17 protein-coding genes are annotated in these 25,929 nt (G+C 49.4%); 8 read left to right on the top strand and 9 right to left on the bottom strand.

From position 1 onward, the window contains the following. Positions 1–27 precede the first annotated feature (27 nt). Positions 28–708 carry a hypothetical protein gene (locus HY774_02950; GenBank protein MBI4747413.1) on the bottom strand — a complete coding sequence of 227 codons (681 nt, stop codon included), beginning with the start codon at positions 706–708 and terminating at the stop codon, positions 28–30. Positions 709–1,348: 640 nt separating this feature from the next. Next, positions 1,349–4,384 carry a S8 family serine peptidase gene (locus HY774_02945; GenBank protein MBI4747412.1) on the bottom strand — a complete coding sequence of 1,012 codons (3,036 nt, stop codon included), beginning with the start codon at positions 4,382–4,384 and terminating at the stop codon, positions 1,349–1,351. 435 nt (positions 4,385–4,819) lie between these two features. Between HY774_02945 and HY774_02940 the strand changes: the two genes are divergently transcribed. Then, the gene (locus HY774_02940) at positions 4,820–5,704 is read left to right on the top strand and encodes a DNA/RNA non-specific endonuclease (GenBank protein MBI4747411.1); all 885 of its coding nucleotides are present in this window, start codon (positions 4,820–4,822) and stop codon (positions 5,702–5,704) included. A gap of 188 nt (positions 5,705–5,892) precedes the next feature. Beyond that, positions 5,893–7,062: an aminotransferase class I/II-fold pyridoxal phosphate-dependent enzyme gene (locus HY774_02935; protein ID MBI4747410.1), complete on the top strand. Its 1,170-nt coding sequence runs from the start codon at positions 5,893–5,895 to the stop codon at positions 7,060–7,062. Between the two features lie 260 nt (positions 7,063–7,322). On the opposite strand, the gene HY774_02930 is transcribed toward HY774_02935, so the two are convergent. After that, positions 7,323–7,820, bottom strand: a complete 498-nt coding sequence (locus HY774_02930; GenBank protein ID MBI4747409.1) for an outer membrane beta-barrel protein — start codon at positions 7,818–7,820, stop codon at positions 7,323–7,325. Positions 7,821–8,060: 240 nt separating this feature from the next. Between HY774_02930 and HY774_02925 the strand changes: the two genes are divergently transcribed. Then, positions 8,061–8,972 carry a LysR family transcriptional regulator gene (locus HY774_02925; GenBank protein ID MBI4747408.1) on the top strand — a complete coding sequence of 304 codons (912 nt, stop codon included), beginning with the start codon at positions 8,061–8,063 and terminating at the stop codon, positions 8,970–8,972. A gap of 226 nt (positions 8,973–9,198) precedes the next feature. Here HY774_02925 and HY774_02920 read toward each other — a convergent pair whose 3' ends face one another. Both HY774_02920 and HY774_02915 read right to left on the bottom strand, forming a co-directional pair. After that, on the bottom strand, positions 9,199–12,597 hold the full coding sequence (locus HY774_02920; protein ID MBI4747407.1) for a SpoIIE family protein phosphatase: 3,399 nt from the start codon (positions 12,595–12,597) through the stop codon (positions 9,199–9,201). Positions 12,598–13,110: 513 nt separating this feature from the next. Continuing rightward, the gene (locus tag HY774_02915; protein MBI4747406.1) at positions 13,111–15,126 is read right to left on the bottom strand and encodes a tetratricopeptide repeat protein; all 2,016 of its coding nucleotides are present in this window, start codon (positions 15,124–15,126) and stop codon (positions 13,111–13,113) included. Between the two features lie 236 nt (positions 15,127–15,362). On the opposite strand from HY774_02915, the gene HY774_02910 reads away from it, so the two are divergent. After that, positions 15,363–15,773, top strand: a complete 411-nt coding sequence (locus HY774_02910) for a hypothetical protein (GenBank protein ID MBI4747405.1) — start codon at positions 15,363–15,365, stop codon at positions 15,771–15,773. Positions 15,774–16,005: 232 nt separating this feature from the next. Here the strand turns inward: HY774_02910 and HY774_02905 are convergent, their stop codons facing one another. Beyond that, positions 16,006–17,076 (bottom strand): phosphotransferase family protein, encoded by a 1,071-nt coding sequence (locus HY774_02905; protein ID MBI4747404.1) that lies wholly within the window; start codon positions 17,074–17,076, stop codon positions 16,006–16,008. Positions 17,077–17,587: 511 nt separating this feature from the next. Between HY774_02905 and HY774_02900 the strand changes: the two genes are divergently transcribed. From HY774_02900 to HY774_02890, 3 genes are all read left to right on the top strand, one after another. After that, positions 17,588–18,490 (top strand): universal stress protein, encoded by a 903-nt coding sequence (locus HY774_02900; protein ID MBI4747403.1) that lies wholly within the window; start codon positions 17,588–17,590, stop codon positions 18,488–18,490. A 129-nt stretch (positions 18,491–18,619) separates the two neighbouring features. Continuing rightward, a complete protein-coding gene (locus HY774_02895) occupies positions 18,620–19,222 on the top strand; it encodes an HPF/RaiA family ribosome-associated protein (protein MBI4747402.1) in 603 nt (200 codons plus the stop codon). 359 nt (positions 19,223–19,581) lie between these two features. Further along, positions 19,582–19,956, top strand: coding sequence for a hypothetical protein (locus tag HY774_02890; protein MBI4747401.1), 375 nt, complete (start codon positions 19,582–19,584; stop codon positions 19,954–19,956). Between the two features lie 144 nt (positions 19,957–20,100). On the opposite strand, the gene HY774_02885 is transcribed toward HY774_02890, so the two are convergent. Both HY774_02885 and HY774_02880 read right to left on the bottom strand, forming a co-directional pair. Next, positions 20,101–22,935, bottom strand: a complete 2,835-nt coding sequence (locus tag HY774_02885) for a PAS domain-containing protein (GenBank protein MBI4747400.1) — start codon at positions 22,933–22,935, stop codon at positions 20,101–20,103. 29 nt (positions 22,936–22,964) lie between these two features. After that, positions 22,965–23,885 (bottom strand): ATP-binding cassette domain-containing protein, encoded by a 921-nt coding sequence (locus HY774_02880; protein ID MBI4747399.1) that lies wholly within the window; start codon positions 23,883–23,885, stop codon positions 22,965–22,967. Between the two features lie 32 nt (positions 23,886–23,917). Between HY774_02880 and HY774_02875 the strand changes: the two genes are divergently transcribed. Next, positions 23,918–24,151, top strand: coding sequence for a hypothetical protein (locus HY774_02875; protein ID MBI4747398.1), 234 nt, complete (start codon positions 23,918–23,920; stop codon positions 24,149–24,151). Positions 24,152–24,205: 54 nt separating this feature from the next. Here the strand turns inward: HY774_02875 and HY774_02870 are convergent, their stop codons facing one another. Next, positions 24,206–25,612, bottom strand: a complete 1,407-nt coding sequence (locus HY774_02870) for an MBL fold metallo-hydrolase (GenBank protein MBI4747397.1) — start codon at positions 25,610–25,612, stop codon at positions 24,206–24,208. Positions 25,613–25,929: the final 317 nt, after the last annotated feature.

Genomic DNA, 25,929 nt, shown 5'->3' with positions numbered 1-25,929 from the left:
CACGGTTCAGGGCTTCATTACCAGAAATTATTCAGTCACGGTCAGGGAAATTTGGTTTGAGGACACCCTTGTTTTTTCCAGCCAGTAGGTTACTTGACCATCTTTGTCTATTGGGTCGTGAATCGATTTACTGATAACAAATTGAAGTGTGTGTTTTCCGGTCGAAACCAGCTCGCCAAATTGTTTATTTGGCCATTTAGTTCTGTGGTAAGTAGAGTTCCAGGCTAACCGTGAGAGATCCATTTCGATTTGTTTTTTTTCGTTTTTTCGCAAAACCAGGGGTGTTTGTTCTACGGCGGGTCCAATAGTTTCTCCAGTCCCTAAATCAACTGGCGCCAAACACATTCCCGGAGGCAAATTTCCATTTTGATCAAGCTGGTCCACACTGCCTAAATCCAAAAAAAGGGTTACTTCCGGGTCATTGATTTCAAGTAATTTTCCGGAGATATTCTGAATTTGAACCTTTACGGCGCAGGCACTGTTTATTGAACAAGGTTGGACTGGTGGAATTAACTTGATGGAAATCAATTTTGAAAGATCCAGTTTTGGCTGGTGAGTATTTTTTTGAGTTTGAATCAATTCACCACTGCCATCCAGAACCGCAAACGGGAAATTCACCAGATATTCCCTTCCTTTAGCTGTGGCTGGAATCAACTGGACGATACAAAACCCGAAACACAAAACCGTTCGAAAAAACAGGTTCCTCATACAACATCTCTCCTATGGACTTTCACCCAGATAAGGAAAGGCACACCAACCCAGCCAAAGAAAAATCCAAAAGTGAAAAGCCAGGTTTAAGCCAAATGAAGGTTTAACACTCTGAATGCATGCCATCAGGATGAGCATTAACCCAAAAAATACATTCAAAAGGCACATCCAAAGCGTGTGATGAAACCCTTGATATGCCACACCATAGGGCCAGCAATAGAGCAGATCTATTCCACTCAACACTATCAGGAGAATACAAAGAACGAGTGAGCGAAACGGGGTTTGTATTTCCCCTTTCAATAAATGAAAACTCCATAGCCAAAACAAAACGGTGGGAATAAGCACGATGATATATCGTGGTATTTCGAGAAATAACGGGATCACCAGCACCATCGGACCGGGTGACAGAAATGAAGGCGTATTTTCCTGAAGTGAAAACCAGGAGACAGGAATCAGAAGGAACCCTGCCACGAGTGATAACCAAATGTATTGGCTCATATTGACCTCCAATCAAATTTACGTCTATTGAAATGTTCTCAATGACGACTTTGCTGAAGCCAACAGAGTGTTCTTTCCTTTTCATTAACAAGTATTATTCTGTACCCGTTGTATCCTCCTCTGAAACAAGATGTTGCACTAATTATTGTGCCCCACATCCAACGCCCAAAATCCGGATTTTGTACGGACAGCCTGTTCCGTCATTGTCTCCGACCCGGTTCACCGCGACCGCCAGAATGACAAAATCAGAGTTAGCTGGAACCATAAATGAATAGGTCTGCTCCGCTGACTGACTCGGGGAACTTAACGTTGCATCTCCAAGATAATTTGAAATTGCTTTTTTCGGGTTGTACGCCGGAGCATAAGCGGCTGAGAACAAGTCGGAACTCCCGCAGGTGCTTGAAAACGCAACGGTTACACAGATCGGGCTGCTGGTTGGGTTTTTGAGCGTGTAGGCATCAAATTTTCGTTGCCCCTTTTCATCATCAAAAAGCTGCCCGCGTTTCGGCGTTTCACAGGTCGAAAATTCAGTCCCAGACCTGGCCAATCGTTTTTTCACCTGAATCCCGGTCGTGCTGGTAAATAAGCTTGAAGACATTGGACTTCCAAGCGTTCCGTCAATGGCAACCACAAATCCAGTTTGGAGTGAAATGGTGTCGGTGCTGGGCGAGGGACCTCCAGCAAACGAAGCAGAAATATTGATTCCCAGATTGGCGCCGCAAGGTGCAGTTGGCGACAGGGTCACAATCACCGGCACGGTTGCCGTTTTTTGTTCAAATGGGGCCACGGTTCCATAACTGATAGCACTGCCTCCATTTAAGGTCACGCCTGGAACAGGACTCGCCAGCGAAAACGAAGACATCACCTCCGTTGCCGGACCGCCACCGACATTTTCAACCGTCACCAGGAGTTCACCCGATTCACCGGGTTCCACAAACCCGTTTCCATTCCCGCCGGCAGCTTCGCGGAAGGTCACATTTTTTAATTGAATAACTGCCTGTTTTTTGACCTGCGCCAGTGCGACAAAGGCGTCAATCAATCCAAACCCTGAATCCCGATCAACGCCAGTTCCGGGACGCGGCCCAGGTTCCTCGATGTCGAGTGCCGAAGTTTGCAAAATGGTTCGGATATCAGTTGGCTTGAGCGACCTGTCTGCTGATTGAATCAACGCTGCAATCGCCGCCGCGTGCGGGGCCGCCGCTGAAGTACCAAAAAATGGATTAAATCCATCTGTTGCGGTACTGACTCCGTCTGCTGCGGCAATATCCGGCTTTTGGCGATTGACGCCGCCATTGGTTGCAAACAGAAGATTTCCTGGGGTCAAGGGGTTACTGGCTTCATCAAAAAACAACCGCCGGAGCCCATCGGTACTGAAGGTCTCAACCGGATTGGCAGGGCCTCCGCGAAAGATACCGCCCTGTGCCGTGGCGACATTCACGGCGGCGACACCATACGCCTCACCGGCACAGGCGTGACCATAAATCTGACCGGAAGTGCTGATTTCAAGTTCTCCGCGATTGGTACTGATATGGAGAGCCCGGACAGCCGCCCCTGGACGCTTCACCACCACCAGCCGGATTCCGGTATTCACGGTTGAACCGCCATTAAACGGAATAATTTCAAAAGGGTCGCTTCCTGGGCTGCCATCCTGAGGGTTGGTGGAAAAACCAAGAATATTTCGTCCTGTGGCATCCAACAGGAAAAAGTCATAGTCGTTGGCGGACCCGCCCATCGGGTCTGACCAGTTGAGCGTGAAAAAGTCACGGCTTCCGCCAGACAATTCGGTGATGACATTAAAGTTTTTCCCTGGGGCAAAGGCATGCAGCGAACCAGCCCCCTGGATTGGTCGCCCAATGGGGCCGCCGTCCACAAAGTCACCTTCCCAGGCCCCCGACGTGCCATCATTTTTATTCCCTGAGTTTCCAGCCGATGAAAAATACAGTGCGCCGTCTCGCGACACATCAATCACTGCCTGGAGTGGAACACCGCCATTCGTCCGTGAAATGACATTTGGCGCCTGACCATCCTGAAAAACGGTTTCGGCAAAATACCCCACGTCATCCACAATGATGTCACAGCCGGCATCCCGCAACGCCCGGATGTTATCGCCAAAACTGGTGATTCCGTTAAAGGCCGTGGCGAAGAAAAGCTGTGCTCCAGGAACAATGTCGTGGATGATTTCAAGCATCGCCAGACCTTCGTCTGACCCTTCGCCTTCCTGGCCCGGCAAAATGGTCACATTGGCGGGCAGATCGCCAGTTCGCTGGAGGCTCCGCAACTGGGCAAAACTGGCGCTGTCTGACAACACGCCAACTTTGATTCCCGTTCCATCAGCGTTAAAGGTCGTTCGGGCCAGTCTGGCACGATGGGCAACATCGGCTTCGGTGGTGTTGACCTTCGATGGCTGACGAAGCGCTCCGTTCTGGGTTTGGACGAGTTGTGGAATCGCACTGGTTAAAAATGACTGAACTCTTTTGGATCGAGCTTCAAAACTATCATCAGTTTCCGGTTGGATTTGAATCTGGCTGGATTTTGGAGATTGTGCCCGCCGGGTGAAAGCTTCCTGCCGGGGCTGGATAAAATACACTTCCGGGAATGCAGCAATCTTTTCCAAAGAGGCAAGCGGAAGTCTGGCCTGGATCGTTCTGTATTTGGGAGATTTATAGCTGATCTGTCCGCCAGCAGCCGTAATTGTCTGCAGCACGGTGTCAGAGAGTTCGCTACAGATTTCCACTTCAACCCGGCCATCCGTGCCAGTTTGAACCGCTGGTTTCAGCATCTGATTTGGAATCCGGGTTTGATTCGTTCCCTGACTCGTTTCAAGCAAAAACAGCAAATTTGAATCAATTTTCCGTTGAACTGGTGTTCGTTTTGCCTTGGCCTCAATCAACCACTGCATCTGCTGTAAGGCTGATTCAGCAATCGGACTCTCCTGGCTGGCAGTTGGGATCTTTTGGGTCGGCTGGTTCTTTTGAGCACTTGTTGAAGCGAATCGGGCCTGGGGGCCAGTTGCGGCCTGGAGTGCGGCTTCGTTTCGATATTGAACTCCAGCAAGCAAGAGACAGCTCGTCAATAGAAAGAGAAAAAATCGGGATTTGGTGCGTACGCGCTGAAAAATCTTTATTTTATGAAGTTTATCTGTTTGTGTTTGGCGTGGATTTTGGTTCTTAGGTGACATAAATCGGGGTTCCAACTGAGTTTCTGATTTTGGTTTTTGGAGTAAAACAGGTCGGTTGACGTGCAGTGCGATGTATAGGCAAGTTAACCCAACTCTAAACCAATTCAGTCCAAAAAATCATTGAAAACCGCGATAAAGTTGACCGGTGAAAGCCAATCAGGGCTCAGGGTTCAGGGTTCAGGGTTCAAAAAAATACAATTTTCCCAACAAGTTACAGGTACTTCGCCTGGTTGTTTGAAAAGGACTTAAGGGACATCAAGGACCAAAAGAACGAACTGGGAACAAATCTCATGGAGGCGAGTGCTTTGATTTTTGGACTCAACCCGTGCTTTGCGCTAGAGTGTGAAGAATCAATTCCCTGTGCAGCCTCATCCGTGTCATTTCTGCCCAACTGGCTGCAAATCCTCTTTTTCAACCAGGATCGAGAAATCACTTATGCCAAAGTCTGTTTTTAAGCTTGGATTGATGGCTGTTGTACTGAGCCTGTCACTTGGATTAACCGCCTGCCTCCCACCAGAACCCCCTTCAGACAACAAAAAAGGCGGCACGGAGAAAGAGTCTTCGACTGACACTTCAGGTGGAAACACCAAAGCTGGCGCCAATTCAAACCTGGCGCTTGGGAACCCAAGCAATGCCAAACCGGATACTTCCAGCCCGGCGAACTTCTTGAGCGAACGCAAACAATTTGCGATGAGCTATAACCGCGATAAAGGAATTCCAAACTGGGTTTCCTGGCATCTGGACAAAAACGATTTAGGCGATGTTGAACGCAGCCAGTTTAAAGCTGATCCAGAGCTTCCGGCGGGATGGTACAAAGTGACTCCGCAGGATTACACCAACAGTGGCTATGATCGGGGCCATATGTGCCCGTCAGCCGACCGGGACAAAACCGAAAAAGACAACGAAGCCGTGTTTGTGATGACCAATATCATCCCTCAAGCTGGCGGAAATAATCAGGGCCCCTGGGCCAATCTGGAAAAATACTCTCGCCGGCTCGTCGAAGACGGAAATGAGTTGTATATCATCTGCGGCGGAAGCGGCGAAAAAGAAAAAATCGCCAACGGGAAGGTGTCAGTACCCAAGAAAACCTGGAAGGTGATTGTGGTTCTGAAAAACGGAAGCAATGACCTGAACCGAATCACTGAAAACACCCGCGTGATCGCCATTTCCATGCCAAACGAAGAAGACGTCAGAACCCGCGACTGGCAGGAATTTCGCACCACCGTGGCCGCCATTGAAAAAGACACCGGGTACAAATTGTTGTCCAATCTGCCAGCCAATGTTCAAAAAGCCCTGAAATCAAAGATGGATAAGGAGTAGGGCGGAAGACCTGGGGCTCAGGGCTCGGGGCTTGGGGCTAGAAAACCAGGGCTTGGGGCTTGGGGCTGAAGAAACCGGGGTTCATACCCCAAGCCCTCAGCCCTGGTTTTCTTTCAGCCCCAAGCCCTCAGCCCCGAGCTTGCGAGTCTTCAGCCCTGGTTTTTCCAGCCCTAAAAAGAGAGACAACCATGACCAAAACGTACAAAAACATTGAAACCAAACTCATCCACGCCGGAGAACCGCACCCCAAAATTGAAGGTGCGGTCGCCATGCCCATTTTCCAATCCTCGACCTTTGAATATGAAGGCACGAGTTCGTACCACGATCTGAAATACATCCGCCTCAACAACACTCCCAACCACGCAGCGGTTCACGCCAAATTGGCCGCATTGGAAAATGGAGAAGCCGCGCTGGTGACAGCCAGCGGGATGGCAGCAATTTCTTCCACGCTCTTGACGCTGCTTTCACCCGGCGGCCATCTGCTCGCGCAAAACTGCCTGTATGGCGGAACGCATAATCTGGTCACTGAGGATTTTGCGGAATTTGGGCTTTCCTACGATTTTATTCAGCCAAACACCCCGGAAGAATGGGAATCACTGGTCAAGCCAAATACCCGCGCCATTTACGTCGAAGCCATGACAAATCCATTGCTCCAGGTTATTGACCATCGGAGGGTGGTTGAATTTGCTCGCGCTCACGGATTGATTTCGATTATTGACAGCACCTTTGCCAGCCCAATCAATTTTCGCCCAATCGAAATCGGCTATGATCTGGTGCTCCATAGTTGCACCAAATACCTTAACGGGCATTCAGATATTGTCGCCGGCGCTATTATTGGACGAGGATCATTGCTGAGAACTATTGCCCATAAAATCAACCATCTGGGCGGCTGTCTTGATCCCCACGCTGTATTTTTACTCCATCGTGGCCTGAAAACCCTGGCGGTGCGGGTGCGATATCAAAACCAGAGCACACTCCGACTGGCACAATTTCTCCAGGAACATCCGGCAGTTGAAAAAGTGAATTATGCCGGGCTGGAAAACCATCCAGATCATAAAATTGCACGCGAGCTGTTTAAAGGGTATGGCGGTGTGTTGAGTTTTGAACTCAAAGGCGGAGAACGGGCGGCAGAACAGTTTCTGAAAAACGTCACTTTGCCTGTCGTAGCGCCGAGTCTGGGTGGGGTTGAATCACTGATTACCCGGCCTGTCCAGACATCTCACTCAGGGCTATCACCTGAAGATCGGCAAAAGGCTGGCATTAGCAACGGCTTGATTCGCCTTTCGGTCGGCCTGGAAGCAACCGAAGACCTGATTGAAGACTTTTCAGATGCGTTAAAGAAAATTCGCGAAGCGTAATGAGGTGACAAGGTGACTGAATGACAGGGTGACCGGGTGACAAATGACAAGGTGACTGAATGACAAGGTGACATCTGACAAGGTGACAATAGATCATTCTGTCACGTTGTCATTTGGTCAGATGTCACCTTGTCACCTTGTCACCTTGTCAGATGTCACCTTGTCATCTTGTCAGATGTCACCTTGTCAGATGTCACCTTGTCACCTTGTCAGATGTCACCTTGTCACCTTGTCAGATGTCACCTTGTCACTTTGTCACCTCAGAATCGGAAGTTTATCCTGGCACCGACGCGGCCATTGTGGATTGTGCCTCCGTTAAATCTGATCGGAAGGTAATCTATCTGAATAGGTCGAATGGATACTTTATCATTCAGTTTTACATCAACCCCTCCGCCAAGAGCAACGGCAAACCCATTGCTGGATCCGAAGTCTTCAATACTCACTCGCCCGCCTCCGACCAAAATATGAGCAAAGGGTGACACTCTTCCCCCCCGATTGGCCGCGATTTGCGGGCCGATCAAGTACGTGAACGTATTGATGCCGGAGTCAAAGTTAGCCCCAATTTCGGAAGTAACCCCAAAGTTATCATTCAGATACCGGGTGTAGGAAAAATTGAAACCGTTTAAGTTTGCCTTCAACTCATCACCGCGCAAATAGGTATATCCGGCCACCACTTCGTTCTCCGGCGGATCCTGTGCCAGCGTTGAAAATGAAGTAGCCAGCACGAATGTGATCGCAAACAAGAATTTTTTCAGCATACTGATTGTTCTCCTAATTTCTTCTGTCAATTGTCTGTCAAATGATTATTGAACCACTATCCGCAGGTGCATTACGTGTTGCACTGATTGTCGTCGGACCTCGCTAGTTCAGTTTTGCTCATAAACGCATGCTCAATAGATTGATTCTAATATTTTCCAGGATGCTTGTTAAATTTGTTAAATTTTCTATAATGAGTTTAACAAATCTTCGATCATCTGTATTTCCGAGAACATTTCCAGATGGAATTAAACTACCACCACTTGTTTTTGTTTTGGACAGTTGCCCGAGAGGGGAGTGTCATCCAGGCCAGCCGGACACTTGGGTTGAGCCAACCAACCCTCAGTGCGCAACTTCGGTCGCTGGAAACAACCATTGGAAAACCGCTGTTTGCCCGAAAAGGCAAACATCAAACGCTGACTGAAACCGGGAATATTGTCTTTGAATATGCCGCCGAAATTTTTGCGCTGGGAAAAAATCTCACTGATACACTGCAGGGATTGCCCGAAAAAATGACTTCACCTATTCGGCTTGGTATGAGCGAAGGGGTAACGAAACTTCTCTATTGTCGGTTAATTGACCACATCCAACACCAGGTATCGGACTTAAAACTGAGCTGCATCACACTACGCACGGAAGAATTACAAACCCAACTTGAAGGAAATGAACTGGATATCGTGCTCAGTGATAGTCCACTTACCCTGAAAAACGTCAGGCCACAGAATCATTTGCTGGTTGAATCAGATTTGATGCTCTTTGGCACCCCGGATTTGATCTCAAAGTGGAATTCAAACCTGCCAGAATCACTCAATCAATCCCCCTTTTTCATACCTGGCCCACAATTTCAGCTTCGACACTCCCTGGAAGCCTGGCTGACAAGGCATCGCGTGACACCAGTCGTGGTGGGTGAATATTCCGACAGCACACTGATTAAACTGCTTGGATCAACCGGGCGAGGGTTCTTTGTTTCGCCAGCCCTGGTTGCCAGCGATTTGCAGTCGCTGTATCACGTTTCAGGTTTCCAAAAACTGGATGGGTATGTTTCTCAGGTATTTGCAGTCACGGTTGAAAACCGCCCTCGCCACACTGAATTTCTGACCGCCCTCCAGTCAGCCGCCTCTTCCTTATACCAGTTTGGAGTCAGTAGTCTGTAGTCAGCAGGTCACGAACTCCACTTCTTTTCGTTACTTAACCGCTCATGAAGCAAGTCGTTTTGGTTTTTACTATTTGCTACTTCGCTACTTCGCTACTTCGCTAAGTGCCTTGTCATAAGTTTCCTGAGATATTGGATTGGGTAAGTGTTTGATTCTTTTCGTGTAGTTCGTGTGTTTCGTGGTTAAAATGTCTGGAAATTTTCGGTAAGGTACTTATTTGACTATTTCACTTCTTCACAAGTTCACTCGCCTTCCGTTTTTTTCCAGGAATCCGAATTCCGATCACGGTAATGTCATCGCGTTGGGGTTCGGCGCCCTGATGGTTTTTTAATTCGTGAATCAGAGCAACATATTGATCTTCCATGCTGAGATAGGAAATTGATTTCAGAAATTCTTTGAACCGGCGGGAGCCAAATTTTGGTGAAATCTCACCCGATTGATCACCATACCCATCGGTCGCCATGTAGAGTGTAACCCCTTTGCCAATTTGAATTTCATGGTTGGTAAAGGTACGGCGAGCCTCTTTCTGCTTTCCGCCAATTGATTTGGTATCCCCTTTGATTTCAATAAATTCACCCTGCTCATCAATCAGATAGAGCGGGCGTTTGGCACCAGCAAATACAACCTGTCCGGTTTCACGCTCAATTCGGCAGAGCGCCACATCCATTCCATCCTGGGATTCAGTCTCGGCGGAGTCCTGTTTGAGTGCCCGCCGGATGCCTCCGTGCATGGTTTCAAGAATGAGGGCTGGATCGTGGATTCGATTCTCGATCACGATTTGGTTGAGCAGATTGTTACCGATCATGGACATAAAGGCGCCGGGCACGCCGTGACCTGTACAGTCGGCACAGGCAATAATGCTGATGCCGTCGGCATAGTGAAACCAGTAAAAGTCGCCCGACACAATATCCTTTGGATAGAATAAGATAAAGTATTCTCGCAGGGACTGGTCAATGCGTTCGCGATACGGCAACGTCGCCTGTTGGATTCGTTCGGCATAGAGAATGCTATCAATGATCTTGGTGTTTTTTTCCTGAATTTCCTGAGAGCGCAATTCCAATTCGTGATTCTTTTCAGTGATTTCATCGCGCTGACGAATGATCTCGGCATTTTGGGCGGAAAGTTCATCTTTCTGGCGAACCACTTCCGCCGTTCGCTCCTGGACGGCTCGTTCCAGGGCTTCAGCCCGGTTTTGCAACGTCTTGATTCGGGTTTGTACCGCTAAATACACCCCACCGATAATCACAAACAAATAAAAAACATAGGCATACCAGGTATTCCACGGCGCCGGTTTGATTTCAAACGAGAAAGAAACCGGTCCAGAGATATTCCCGGCATAGTCTTTGCCCCATACCTGAAAGGTATAGCGCTTTGGTTCCAGGTTGGTGTATTCCTTTTTGGCGTCGGTCGTCCAGGCCGTCGGCTTTTTGTCATACCCGATTAACTGAACCTGGAAAGTGGTGTCAGTTTCGCGAAAGTAACTCAACAGTGCATATTCAAACACCACATTGTCCCGGTCATAGGACCAGACAACCGGATTTTGAGCAGGTTCGATCACTTGCCCGTTGACGCTAATGCGTTCGATCATCAACGGTTTCAAGGAGGTATCGTTTAACTCTTTGGCTGGATCAAACAAAGCAGCACCGGCAGCAGTCCCGGCCCAAATCCGGCCTTTGTGATCCTGCAGGGCAGCCCCTCTCAGGCACTCAACCCCGGGCAACCCATCTTGATTGGTAAATACTCGTTGAATCTGGTAGCCCGGCCCTCCCATTGCAGCACCACCAGCCGGGACCAGACGAACCACACCGGTGTTCGTGGTTAAATACAGCGCCCCAGTTCGAGTTGCCAGCATTCGAAAAACCGTCCCTCGAATTTCGGCGGGCAATGGTTTTATGGTTTTTAGCGCGGCAGGTCCGTACCAACCCGTCAGATCAAGTGTGTAAACCCCAGCCCCCCCAGTTCCAATCCATAAAACTGGTTGCGAGCCTGATGAATTGGTTTCCAGAAAACTGTAAATCGCCGTTTTGGGAAGACCATTCTCGGAACCAAAACTGGTCCATTGCCCATTTTGAAAAGCCCCCAGTCCGTTGCGGGTTGCCACCCAGAGCGTAGAAACTCCGGAGGGTGATTTCGTTTGAAACAAACCATAGATCACATTATCCGGCAGACCCACATCAATCTGAAATGTTTGCCAGACGCCATCTTCAAATCTGGCCAGTCCATTATCAGTGCCAACCCACAACACGGAGTTCCCGGCGGGTGATCGGGTCTCATGAAGGCAATAAATAATGTTGCTGGGAAGGTCCGGAGCGGTAAAGGTTTGCCAGGTTTTCCCATCAAAACGGGAAAGCCCGCCGCCGTAGGTTCCAATCCATAAGACGGGAGAACCTTCCGGTGTCCGGGTCTCAAGAAGCGCATAAATCACATCGGAGTTTAATTTGCCAGGGGAAATCGTGTAGGTCTCGATTTCTCCGTTGAGGTAATAGACCAGCCCGGCGCCAGTTCCCAACCACAACCCGTATTCACCGGTCGGGGTTTTCGATTCAAGAAACGAATACACCAAATCATTGGGAAGACCCGTTTTGGTGTCGAACCCAATCCACTGGCTTTGTTCAAACCGGGCCAATCCCCCGCCATAGGTTCCTACCCATAACAATCGGGTTCCGGTCTCAGATCTGGTTTCGATCAGGCTTCGCACTCCGTTATTGGGTAAGGTACTGTTTTTGGTATTAAACGTAATCCACCGACCCTGTTCAAAGCGGGCCAATCCCCCGCCATACGTTCCAACCCAAATTGTCGGCGTCCCATCTGGGAGTGTGGTTTCAAGCAAACTTAAAACCACATTACTTGGCAATCCATTGTTAATGTCATACAGAGTCCAGGTGCCCTGGTCCACTCGTGCCAGCCCGCCCGACGTCCCCACCCAGAGTGTTTGCTCTTGGGTTTTGGGTGACGTGGTGGCCATTAATGACAACACGGCATTGCTGGCGATGGCACTGGTATCAAGCCGGGTCCACGTCCCGTCTTCAAACTTGACCAATCCCCCGCCTTCAGTTCCCGCCCAAACAATCGGTGAACCATTTGCCCCGGTGGTTTGGAGTAAACACATGACCCGGTTGTTGGGCAGGGTTCCATCTTCAGCCGTATAGTGCTTCCATTTTCCACCTTCAAAGCACGACAGACCGGCTGACGTTCCAACCCAAAGTGTGCTTTTGGCCGTGGTTGGCGTGACTGTCTCCACCATGCATTTCACTTCATCTGAAAGAAGCGCCCCGCTCAAGCGGGAAAAGACAATCCAGTTTTCTCCATTTTTTCGCAGCAACCCGCTGTCCTCGGTGCCAAACCAGTAACTCCCATCAGCCGATTGAAGGAGTGCCCGAACCCGATTTGATAACGTTCCACCCTGCAGGTTGACCACCGTCCAGCGATGGCCATTAAAAAACGCCGCTCCATTTTGAGTGCCAATCCAAAGATAGCCTTTGCGATCTGTGGTGACTTGATTGATGGTGTTTTGCGGCAATCCGTCCCGGTCGGTGTAGGTGCGAAAGGTTGGGTACCCGTACTCGGCAATATCTGGTGGCTTCTCTCCGACTTGAAAAGCGGTGGATTGAGGTTGAGCCAGCAAAAAGAATGAAGAATGCAGAACAAAGAATGTAGAACAAAGAATGCAGAACAAAGAATGCAGAATTGAGAATGAAGAATGAAGAATTGAGAATAAAGAATTCCAAATACTGGATGACGTGGTTGTTTTCGCAGTCAAGGACCGCACTCTAAGGATAAAATTGGTTAATTTGGACATTCCACACCCGTCATCCCTGTTTCTTCATTCTTCATTCCCCAAATTTCGCCCAAAATACTGATCTTTTCCTCGGTTTTGGTCATCTGGATGATTGATTGAACCCAAAACCAAAGGACATAACGGACATAACGGACATAAAGAACAAACTGGAAGTCAGTTTCGCGTTCGCGAAGGCTCAATTTCGGTGAATTTCGATTCCGCTCAATGACCTGGCCGCTTCCTGGTCACGAGGTGTGTCTCGATCTGGTCGGTACTGATCTTTCAGCAAAGTGGTGCTATTTTGGGCAAAATTTGGGTCATTCTCAATTCTTCATTCTCAATTCTTCATTCTTCATTCCTTCAGGCTTTTCCATAGGTCACAACCACGTTCCCGCCTCGGGACGTGGCGTTGGTCAACCCGCTATTCACCACTGAGATCAACACCGTTGGGGAGGCTTGTCTGGGAATAGCAGTCACCGTGGCGATTGAAGCCGTTACCCAATCAAGATCATCAGAGGCCGGATGGGGTAACCAGAGCGATTCGATGCGGCTTCGCATTGATTCAGCGAGGTGTTCAATGGTTTCAGGATGGACTTTCGGGAAAAAGGCAAAAAACGTCGCGTTTCCGCAGTAGGCAATATAGGCATTTGGTGTTTTGACTTCGTCATGAAGTGTTTCGGCAATGGGCTGCAGGTAGGATTCTCGGATTTCCTCGTTTTCTTCAACCACGCCGACAAAGTTATCAACCTGAATTTTGATGAGTGAGAGCGGTTCGGTTGAATAAATCGGGTCTGTCCAGAGACTTTCATACCGTTTCTGAAATTTATCCACCGTGAGATATCGGTTAAAGGTACCTGGAAGCGCCTTGAGGGCCACGGTCTGGTCATCTTCAGCCACACCAGCGTCGGCTGAGGCAACGACATTCGCCACAATTCCAACATCCGGCATAATATCGGTGAGCGGTATGCTTTCACCTTCGGCAACCTGAATCATAGGACGGACAGGCCGGAGTCCGGGATCCAGTTCATAGGCTTCAGCTTTTGAAGCTTCCGAGGCATCCTGATTTCCTCGGGCCAATTGAATCCGGGCCAGTTCCAGACAGGCTTTGGCTGCTTTTTCCTTGAGCTGGCTATCCAGGTAGTTTTGCCGGAGTTGTTGCCAGACCTCCAGGTAATCAGGTTGCTGAACAGCCATATCCTCCAGCATTTTAATCCGGGCCTGGGCAAAGGCCGGGTTTTGCTGGACCATGCTTTCAAGCAATTCAGTGCTGTAATTATATTGATCCAGATCGTCTTCGAAGTCTTCATCAGGTTTGATGGCCTGCATCACCATTGTGGCCTGTTGTCTCTCACGGGCGCCGTCATACACATCGGCCAGGACTTGCATGGCGGTCAGGTGGTTTGGATCCAACTGAATCACTTGTTTTAAAATGGCGGTGGCTTTTTTCTTTTGCCCTCGGGCAACGACGTGCTCGGCACATTTTTGAACCGTTTGAATGGTACGATCAAACATTCCGATTTTCAGAAACTGCCGCCCAACTTCAAGTAAATATTCATACCGCTGGGGGTCGAGCTGAACCAGGGTCGTAAATGCCTCTTCGGCATCATCCAGGAGGCTTCCTCCCAAACACGTCCGACCAAGTAAAATCAACAGGTCCACATCCTGGGGATTACTGAGCAACAACTGTTTGACCATGCGGACTGCACCTTTGGCGTCCCCCATTTGGAGTGAAATATCAGTCAGGGCTTTTAAAGCTGGTTTGGACCCTGGTTTGACCAGCATGGCCTTCCGAAAGCACTCCAATCCTTCGTTGTTTTGGCCCTTGCGTAAAAATTCGCGGCCCGCCTGGACATAGAGATCGTGGGCTTCGTCATATTCTTCGGAAAGATGGAGCACCCCGGCCAGTTCTACTCGGGCACGAATAGATTCCGGATCGAGCGACACCGCTTCGCGAGCCATTTTGATCGCGGTCGGGATCTGGTTGGTCCGCCGGCAGGCACTGGCCGCTCCTAAATAAAACTGGACCGCCTCGGGAAGATTCCCCTGCTGGCGATAGAGTTCCGCCAGGGTGACTGCCGCCGGGTAATTGTTGATGTCCATCTTAAAAATCCGGCGGTACATAGCAATTGCCTGGGGTATCTGGCTGGTTCGTTCATAATGTTCGGCAATTCGCAAAAACAGGGCGACGGCTTCCCGTGTCTGATTGCTGCGGGAATGAAGTTCAGCCAATGAACTCACCACTTTTAAATCCTGGGGTTCAACTTCCAAAATTCGCTTATATTCCTTGATGGCCGCATCAAGCTTTCCTTGCTGGACATATTTTTCGGCTGATTTCAGAACCTTTTCTTTGCTATAAGAAGTGCCAAACAGTGACATAAAGCGACCTTCCTTTGAAAACACCAGCGCGTGCGGCAATAGCTCAAAAGCAGTCCGATCTGGTGTGGGATTTCAAAACTGATTGCTGAGGGGACGTTGAGGGAGCGAGGAAATTCACAGGCAATTCCCAATAGAGTCAAAGGCTTGGGAAGTCTTGTCAAGCCTTTTTTCACAGTCCGGAATTTTTCCTGAAAGGATAAGCAAGGACAAGCCACTTTGAAAAAAGGAGAAACGTCGTGCAGATTGAATACCTGGTACTCGGAGCTGTGGCGATTGGGACGCTCAGTGGGTGGGCATATACTTTTCGCCTGTGGCGGCGAATGCACTACACCCGTCAATCTTGGGAAATTACCCACAAGCGGTCCAGTCAGCAGATTTCCCGGCTGGAAACGCAACTGGCCCGCGTTTCAACCGAACTCAAAGCAGTAAAGAACGAAGAAACCAAACTCTCCGCTCAGGTTCGAGAACTCTCAAACTGGCTGGCTATCAATACCTGTAATTGCGGCCATCAGCACGATTCCAATCCTGAGCAACACCACCGCCTCTGCGAATATCGGCTCGCCTTACTGTTTGTGATTGCAACCGTGGCTGAACAAACCAAACCGTTGCCCAAAGTAAAGTCAGTATTTCCATCCAAGGGAAAATGACCCGCCGCCAGGGAGACGAGGGGAGCGTTAAAAAACAACTTCCCGATTTTCATTTGGGTCGAAGCCATTTTCTTTTGAGTTCGGTGGCACTTTCCCTGACAAAAGCTCAGACCCCATTGAAGTCCTTGGATTTCTTTTTCGTGTTTTTCGTGTTTTTCGTGGTTGCCTGTTCTGAAATTGGATCTCTCCGGGTGACTTTCGATAAAAACGGGAAGTTGTTTTTTAACGCTCCCTAAATCTGGTTGCGCTGGATCGCTCTCACGGCGGAGGCACCCAACACCCGAACCATCACGTCCAGATGGGCAAATCGCTCGTCTTTCGTATGACCTGACCGAAAGCGTTTGTAGATTTGCTGGACAATGACGGCGATTTTAAAAAGCGCATACACATAGTAAAAAACCACTTGTCGAACATCTCGCCCACTGGTGGCAGCATACTGGTCAACCAGTTCCCGGCGGCATAAATTGCCTGGGAGCGTTGTCAGGCCAAATTGAGCCTGTTGCAGTTCATCCGGGTCATCTGGATCAACCCAATACCCGAGTGTTGTACCAAGATCCATCAAAGGATCACCAATCGTCGCCATTTCCCAATCCAGAACCGCAATAATTTGAGTTATCTGGTCCGGATCCAACACCAGATTGTCATACTTGTAATCATTATGGATCAGCGCGGCACCCGAATGGTCCGGCTGGTGGCTGGCAAGCCACTCCATCGCCCGGTCAATGGCCGGAACATCATCGGTTTTGGCATTCTGGTATCGCTCAGTCCAACCCCGCACCTGTCGGGCGGCATATCCATCAGGCTTCCCGAGGTCAGCCAGTCCGGCGGCACCGTAATCAATCGCGTGGATTTCAGCCAGGTTGTCAATGCAGGCGGTTGACAGGTTGTGCATGACTTCTGGAGAAAGGTCCAGTCCTTTGGGTTTTCGCGAACGCAAAATAATTCCCTTCACCCGCTCCATCACATAAAAGGGGGCGCCAAGCACAGCGGGGTCTTCGCAATAAGCAACCGGGTGGGGAACTTTTCCATACACGCGTGCCAGATTCGACAAAATCCGAAACTCACGCCCCATATCGTGGGCGGTTTTGATCGCGGCGCCAAACGGTGGTCGGCGGAGAACCATTTCGGTCGAACCAGCCTTTAAAAAATACGTCAGGTTTGAATAGCCGCTTGGAAATTGTTCGATTTCAAGGGGTTCGGCGAGATCAGGGATATGATTCCTCAAAAATGCCTGGAGGTTTTCCCTATCGAGTTCCTCACCCTGGCGAATTTTTCGTGGTTGATCAAGAAAAAGCTGATTCATTGAAGGGGGTTCTCCTTTGGAGTACTTGGGGCTTGGGGCAATCGAAGGGATGAGGGATGAAGGCTGAGGGATGAAATAAAACCAGTTCTTCAACCCGATGTTTTGAGCCCGATATTCTTCAGCCCCAAGCCCTGGTTTTTTCAGCCCTCAGCCCCAGTCATCCCATCTTCAACAATCTTCCCGGCTTATGCAACCAGTTCAGCTCGCGGAAACGGTGAAAATTCCAATCACGGGCAAAAGTCCACGGGTTTGTGGAATTTTACGCCCGAGAGGAAGAATGCCCAGTTTTTCAGAAAATCACCAATGCATTGATTCTAATAGAGTTATCCAATTAAAAACCTTATGGTCAATTCTTTTTCAGGAAAAAATCGAAGATATTTATCGCTGGCATAGGAGTTGCACTGCTAGAGGCCGAGGGTTCCCAATCAGCGTAACAAAGGGGCAACTTTTGTACGTTCAACGCTGATTGAGAACTCTCTGAATTTTGACCGGTTGCTATTTGGAGTGTCTTATGAAATTGCTGCTCGCCCTTGATGGTTCCTCCAATGCTCAATTTGCTCTCCAGCAAGCCTGTGCCAGGCCCTGGCCGATTGATACCGTGATTGGTGTTCTGTGCGTGGTTGATCCCAAATCGTTTGACGTCACCCCGGCTGAGTTACCCTCCCGAATCAAGCTGGAAACCGAATTGGCCCATCAACTGGTGCTCGAAGCAGCCACCCGACTGAATCGAAACGGAGTTGAAACGACAACTCTGGTTGCCGAAGGCGACCCACGGTCGGTCATCATTAAATATGCCAGATTGTGGTCAGTTGACACTATCCTGATGGGTGCCTTGGGAAAAAGCCAGATCCCGAAATTTTTTATGGGAAGCGTGGCCAAAGCGGTATTGCGCGAAGCCCCCTGCTCGATTTGGATCGCACGTCCCAGAGCTGAAAGCCCTCCACCATCCCCAAGCGTTGGCATGCGAATTATGATCGCAACCGATGGGACACCAGAAGCCGAGGCGGCCATTGATTCAGTGGCCAACTACCCCTGGCCGGCTGGAAGTCTTTTCTATATCGTCACAGTTGCGGAACCAGCTCGATCACTGGCTGCGCATTGGGCTGAACCTTCTGAACTCGCGAGTAAAATCTCTCCCGAGGTCATGGAACATGCTCAGGAAGCGGTTCGCTCAGCCTTCAAAAGTCTCGAAGGCAATGAGTACGAACTCTCCAGTTCGGTGTTGGTTGGGTATGCCAAAGAAGCCATCCTTGAAGAAGCCGCCAATTGGAATGCCGACATTGTTGTGGTTGGAACGCGTGGCTGGAGCGGAATCGACCGAATACGGCTCGGGAGCGTCTCTGATGCGATTGCCATCCATGCCCCCTGTTCAGTCGAAATCGTGCGGCATTGTACCCTCTCTGAAATAAGGTAATTCTTGCAAGTTGCAGGTAACCCAACCCCACTGGATCGAAGGTTGTCTTCTGGTTGGGAGTTATCTTCACTTTGACTTGCACCTTATTTATTGGCATTAACACCCATTTTCTAGAAAGAGAGACTGTTTATGACGGTTCCACTGCAAATCACTTTTCGCAATATGGATTCCTCGGAAGCGATTGAAACCCGAATTCGAGAAGAAGTCGAAAAACTTCAAACCTATTTCGACGAGATCATCAGTTGTCGGGTTGTGGTCGAAATCCCCCATCGGCATCACCAACAAGGCAATACTTGCCTGGTTACGGTTGATCTCCACGTGCCAGGAAGTGAAATTGTGGTGAAGCAGGAACCGACCTTATATAACTCGCTCCAGCACACCGGTGCCCCTAAAACATCAAAACAAGTTGAAATCAGTGGTCCGCATAAGGATATGTACACCACGATTCGAGACGCGTTTAAAGGTGTGCGCCGCAAATTGCAGGATTTTGCACACCGCCAACGACACGATGTGAAAAATCATGACGGCACGCCCGTGGCAATGGTCAGTCAGTTGTTTGTCACCGAAGGCTACGGTTTTATTGAGACTCTCGACGGTGAGCTGGTTTATTTTCACAGAAATAGCCTCAACAACGGCGATTTTGAAGCCCTTTCGGTTGGGACGCCCGTGGTATTTGTTGAAGAACTGGGTGAAAAAGGTCCCCAGGCCACCATGGTCAGAGTTATTGCCTGATTTGCTTTCTCTCGATTGATGCACCTCTCCTTCCAATTGCACACCATCCGTTTCAAATCGAACAAGATGGTGTGCATTTTTTTGCTATCTGTAAAACCCCTGTAAAGCTCAGCACCCTCCCTGGTTCAACCAGCAATTTTCGGCGCAAACCATAACCACGTAATGCGGCTTCTCTTTTCAATGACTTAGAAATTGGTTCAAGCTTGAATGTAAAGTTTTGTAAAAAATGGTTAAAAGACTTTCATTTTTCCGGTGTGAAAAAGAACATTTTTTTTTGTCTCCCGTTATAGCCGAACGAACTGAAACGGCTGCTCCCGAGCCGAAATACACACTGAATTGGAATACTGAGGAGACGATCAATGAAAAACTTTACCAAACATGCATTCTCAATTTTGGCGCTTTCAGCAGTCTTGACCCTCCCGGTTTTGGCTGGTGAAAAGAAAGAATCAATCACCTTTTCCCGCAACATCGTGGTGAATGGAACAACCATCCAGGCCGGCACCTACGATGTGAAATTCAACGACCAGACCGGGGAATTCATCATTCTCAAACGCGGCAAAGAACTTGCAAAGACCACTGGCTCACTCAAAGACCGGGGCCGAAAAGTGACTTCAACCGAGGTCTTCTTTAGCAAACAAGGTGACAATGCCGTTTTAAGCGGCGTTACTTTTGCCGGGGCAAATCAAACAGTGGTGGTCAATGACGGCGCTCAGGCGGCTTCACCAAGCCAGTAATCTCTCCTCACTGTTTCGCAAAGCCCATTCCACTGGGAATGGGTTTTGCTCTTTTTCCTCGTGATTTATTTTGGAAATAATTTCAATAAACTGAATAAATTTACTTTCAATTAACCCCTGTTTTCAACAGGGGTTTTTCTTTTTTTAAACCTGGTCTGATCCCCTGGAATCCGGAACCGCAAAGACGCGGCAGGCTTCTTCAAGGCTTGTCAAAGAGAATGGCTTGACCAGTTTTCCGCTAAACCCATAGCGGGTACAATCAGCCAGAATCGGATCATTTGAATACCCGCTGCACACGATTGCTTTCACCTGCGGGTCAATCAACCGTAATTTCACCAGCGTCTCCTGTCCACCCATACTTCCAGGAACCGTCAAGTCTAAAATGACCCCTGAAAAGGGCCGACGAGCCTCCAGTGCTTTTCCATAACACACAATCGCCTCAATTCCATCCCTGGTTACCTCAATTTCATAGCCAAGTGCTTCTAACATTTCACGCGTGGTTTCACGGACGATTTCCTCATCGTCCATGATCAATATCCGTTTTGAATTCAATGGTTTCAGTGCAGTTGAGTCAGTGAGTAAACGAGAAGGATCAGGTTTTTCTGAATTTCCGCTGGCAGGGAGAAAAATATCAAATTGTGTCCCAATCCCGGCCTCTGATCGAACTGTTATATACCCATTGTGTTTCTTGACCACAAAGTAAGCAATCGCCAGCCCCAACCCATGCCCGGTTTCCTTGGTTGAAAAATAGGGGTCAAAAATTTTGGGTAAGTGTTCAGGGTTAATTCCAATCCCATGGTCAATGACGGAAATCTTGATATAGGTCCCTGGGGTGAGCGGGTACTGGCCAGTTTCGGCCAGGACGATGTTTTCCCCTTGAACCCGAAGCTCACCACCCATCGGCATGGCGTCACGGGCATTGAGGGCCAGATTTTGAAAAACCTGCCCCATTTGCCCAGGATCAATCTCGGCGAGCCATAAATTAGGGTCAAACTCAAACGAGGCATGAATGTTCGAACCATGCAGGGAAAACACAATCGTGTCCCGAACAAAATGCTCCAAACTGGTAATTTCCCGCACCGGCACACCGCCCTTGGCAAAGGTCAGTAATTGCCGGGCCAGACCTTTCGCCCGATCACTGGCCCGTTGAACGGCATCCAGGCGGGCAAGCACTTTTTGGGGATTGGTGACAAAACTTCTGACGAGTTCGACGTTACCAATAATTGCGGTGAGTAAATTATTAAAATCGTGTGCAATCCCCCCTGCCAAAACCCCAAGCGATTCCAGTTTGGCGATTTTGTATTGCTCTTCCTCAATTCGCTTGCGATTTGTGATATCCGTGATGCGGACCAGATTGAGCCGCTTGCCGCCAACTGAAATCATTTTAATTGCCAGGCTCCCCCAAAACACCCGGCCAGAGCTGGTAACATATTCAAATTCAGATGTCGCAGTCTGACCACCCTGAATCTCACTCCGGAGGTTGAGATTCTCAACCTCCGGGAGCGGGGTTTTATGCAAGGTTTGTGTCCGGAGCCCAATCATGTCCGTTTTGTTTGGGTATTCAAATAACTCAACCCCACGCTGGTTACAATCAATAATACAATCAGTTTGAGTGTCGGCCAAAAAAATGGCGTCCGTCGAACTGGTATAAATTGTTTCAAACAGTTCGCGGTGATACCGGAGGTCATCCTCATTCTCTTTTTGGCGGGAAATATCAAACGAAATCCCCACCCATTCGACGACCTGGGGCGATTTCTTCAGAGGAACGGCACAGGTTCGAACCCACTTATAAGCCTGGGAGCGGGTCAGGATTCGAAATTCAAGATCGAAAGTCGTGCTGGCCTGGCGGGCCTCAAGGTAAGTCCGATATGCCAGTTCCAGGTCATCCGCATGAATAAGGGGATGCCCAAGGATGGGGAGCTGGCGAATTTCTTGAGTTGACCATCCCAGCAGGTCATACGCCTGGGCGCTGACAAATGAAAAAACAGGAGGCTGGTTCTCGGTTTCCTGAAGCTGGAAGACGGCTCCGGGAATAACATCAATAATCTGACGAATTTGGGCTTCACTTCGACGGAGTGCTTCGATGGCAAACTTTTGCTCCGTGATGTCCTGGGTGGCTCCGATAATCCGGACAAGGTGCTGGTTCGAATCCAGAATGGGCCGAACGTGGTCGCGAACCCATCGAATTTGGCCTTGGATCGTGACCATTCGGAGTTCCCTGACAATTGGCCGCCCGGCCCAAATGCTTTCTCCGGTTTGGTGAAATAACACCCGATCATCTGGATGGATAAATTGCCACCAGTTTTCAGGTTGGGAAATGATTTCCTTCGGGTATCCCAAAATCCGAAACATCGCCTCAGTAACCCATTCCAACTCAAGTGTTTTATCAGGGCAGACACGCAACGAGTAGGTATAATCGGAAGTAATTTCAGAGATAGTTCGGTACCGATGCTCACTTTCCTGTAAGGCCACTTCCGCCAGCTTCCGATCAGTAACGTCAATCATGACTCCGCCCAGCATTTCTCCGGGCATCCCATCCAGATCACGAAAAAGCCGCGCCTTTTCGCTTATCCACCGGGTGGTTCCATCCGGCCAGACAACCCGATATTCATAGTCACCAAAGGAATTCCCCTCGGCTGAAGCAGTGGAAACATCCGTCAATTGCGAGTGGTCGTCAGTGTGGATGCATTTTCGCCATAACGAAATCGTCAATTGAGTGTCTTCCGGTTCCAACCCCATTAACTGATAACATTCATCCGACCAGTGAACGTCATCGGTTTTTACATTCCAGGTCCAGATACCGACCCGCGTGGCTTTGGTAATCAAGGTCAGTAGCCTGGCTTTTTGGACCAGAATAGCCTCACGATGGTGCAATTTCGAATTCTCAGCCCGCAGGCGGTTGTTCTCATCGCGCAAACGTTCCAATTCGGCGGTGAGTTGGTCTACATCAGTAAAGGAAGACTTCGAGTTTGATTCCATGGAAACTATCTGAGTAACTTCAAGAAGCGTTAGGAATTTTCGGAATCTCCGTTTGGTTTCCGAATTGATTGAGTCGTGATCGGTATATAAATTTCAGGCGCATGCGGAATTTGTTCCGGGTGAGTTAAGGGCAGAACCGAAGCCGCATGGCTCACTGCAAATTCACCCGCCGTTCCCCAAAATGACATAATCCCATCGGCCAGAACCATCACATGGGTATTCGGCAGATTATCCGGGCTCGCTCGAACAATCAGAACTTCACCACTATCTGGATCCGTTTGCGCCCGATGGGAAGCCAGGTATGGAATAATATGCAGTTCTTTTGAAACAAAGATAGCTGAGGTTTGATGCAGATCCCGCGCCTGCAAAATCAAATCGAGAATATTCTTGGCATTCACCGGGTCAAGCCCGGCGGTGGGTTCATCAAATAACATAATCGAGGGCCAGCCAACCAATGCCCGGGCAATTTCCAGCCTCCGTTTCATCCCCCCGGAAAGTTCTTCCGGGGTTTTCCACATCGCCTCGGTTAATCCAACCAGGTCTATGATTTCAGTGACCGCCGCCTGGATATCCGTTTCCCGCCACCCCTGTTCCACCAGGCGATAGGCAGCATTATCGAAAACCGACAGGCTGGTAAACAATGCATCTTCCTGAAAGGTAATGCCTAAATGGCGACTGCGAAGTGCCAGCAATGCTTCCTCGGATAAATGCTCGATTTCTTGACCATAGATCAAAATCTGCCCATCGTCGGGTTGTAATAACCCCATCGCCAACATCAACGTAACCGTTTTCCCTGTCCCCGCTGTACCCGTCAGGCAAATCAACTCATTTTGGTGCAACGTAAAGCTCACGTCTCGTAAGACCTCAGTGTCACCAAAACTCAAAGCGACATGTCGAAATTCCAGCACTGGAGCAATAGTATCAACTTGATTTCGTTCAGAAACTGGCATAAACGGATCTTTCTTGAGCACTGAGCTTTAGGATGCACACACAATTGCAACCAATGTGCCAGACCCAATCAATTTTCGGAAATAGAAATCGCGGCATGAGCTTTGATTCCGGGGCGTTCTATCAGAAGATCGCCGAGGGCCTGGATGTAACCGGATTGAGAGATTCGACCTGGGGAAAACAGGGAGATAATCGTGGGTTCAGGTCGGGCCTGTTCCCAAAAAAGAGTTATTTGATTCCGGCCATGCGGGGCAGTCTCCCTGTCTGAATCTGGCCACTCACGGTGTAGGGGCACGGGATAGCTCAGCTTGAAGGTGTGGGTCTATGAACAGGCAACGGATTCGCACTCACCTTCCACTTTCAATCCGGCCTGGACCCAGGCGGCGGTGCCGCCCACAACATTGAACAACTCGCAAAACCCATGCCTGGAAAGCAGGCTTGCTCCAGCACTGGACCGATAGCCGCCAGCACAAATGACAGCGGTTGGTCGAGTTGGGTCAAGGTGATCAATATTTTTTTCTAACTGGGCCAGTTGAAAATTCAAAGCCGTAGGAACATGCCCCTGCACAAATTCGGTTGGTCGGCGCACATCAACCACCTGTAACCTGGGTTCGGTTTTCAGTCGTTGACTCAGTGATTCAACTGAGAGTTGAGAGATTGTATTTTGGGCCAATCCAGCCGCTTGCCAGGCTGTAATACCACCAGCCAGGAACCCGCCAACCGTTTCAATTCCAACTCGGGCCAGTCGGGTGACAGCTTCAGGAACCTGATCAGAGGATTCAACAACTAAAATGAGGGGTGTGGTCAGGGGAATCAGACTTCCAGCCCACGAGGCAAACTGGCCCTTGAGACCAACGTTGATCGAACCTGGGATATGCCCGCTTCCAAACTGGGGGGCGGGACGAGTATCCAGTACCAGATACCCCTGCTGGATCAGCTTATTGACCTCCTCAGGTGTCAATTCCCTGGCTGGCCCAAGATCCAGGAGCGGTGGAGCACCGGTTCGGTTGATTTCAGCGTCCAGAGGAAAATACGCCGGAACTTCAGGTAAATCAGCCGTCATCATGGCCACAAACTGCTCCCGTGGCATCGGCTTTAACGCATAATTGAGCCGTCGCTGGTCCCCAATGGTTGAAGAAGTTTCGCTGGAAAGATTTTTCCCGCACAGCGACCCGGCCCCATGCGCCGGGTACACTTCAACTGAATCATCCAGCTTTAATAATTTCTGATGCAAACTGTCATAGAGCATCGAGGCCATTTCCTGACTTGAAAACCCTTTTGATCCAACCAGATCCGGTCGTCCAACATCGCCGATGAAAAGTGTATCGCCGGTCAGAACTTTTACTGGTGCGCTTGAATCTTCAGTATCAGTAACCAAAATTGAAATTCCTTCCGGGGTATGACCAGGCGTTTCTAAAATCCGGAGGACGACCTTCCCGACCTGAAGCTCATCACCATCAACCACGGCCCGATGAGGAAACAGCGCATTGGCTTTTTGCCCAAACACAATGGTGGCACCGGTTCGGGCGGCCAGTTCCCGATGACCACTTACAAAATCGGCGTGCAAATGAGTCTCGATAATATATTTCAGGGTTCCCCCCTGGGTCTGAGCCTCGGCCAGATACATCTCAACATCACGTTGCGGGTCAACAACCGCCGCTTCCCCTTCAGACCCAATCATATATGACGCGTGCGCCAGGCACCCTAAATAAAACTGTTTGAAAAACATAGCGTTCCCTCTACTTTAAAAATATGATGTCGGAAATGAGAATCATCCGGACTGGATCAAAAACCAGGGCGTGCCGCTGTGTGACACCCTGAAAATCAGGCGGCCTGGTATGAGTGGTTGGAAATTCCTGAAAAAGGTGAGGCTGGCTTTTTCGACCAGCACCTGGCCGCGAATTCAGGACTCCAAAGAACAAGAAAGGGGCGGGCAATGTTACCAAACCTGTCAAGGAAAAATCGAAGTAATTCCAGTGTTCAACGGCAAAAGCCTCCAAAATACCTGGCTCTGGGTAGGTACAATTTGCAACCGGCCCCTGGTTC

The sequence above is a fragment of the Acidobacteriota bacterium genome (assembly GCA_016208495.1).
GTDB lineage: Bacteria > Acidobacteriota > Blastocatellia > Chloracidobacteriales > Chloracidobacteriaceae > JACQXX01.
The sequence above is the reverse complement of the archived record's forward strand: the minus strand, read 5'-3'. Positions and strand labels throughout refer to the sequence as shown.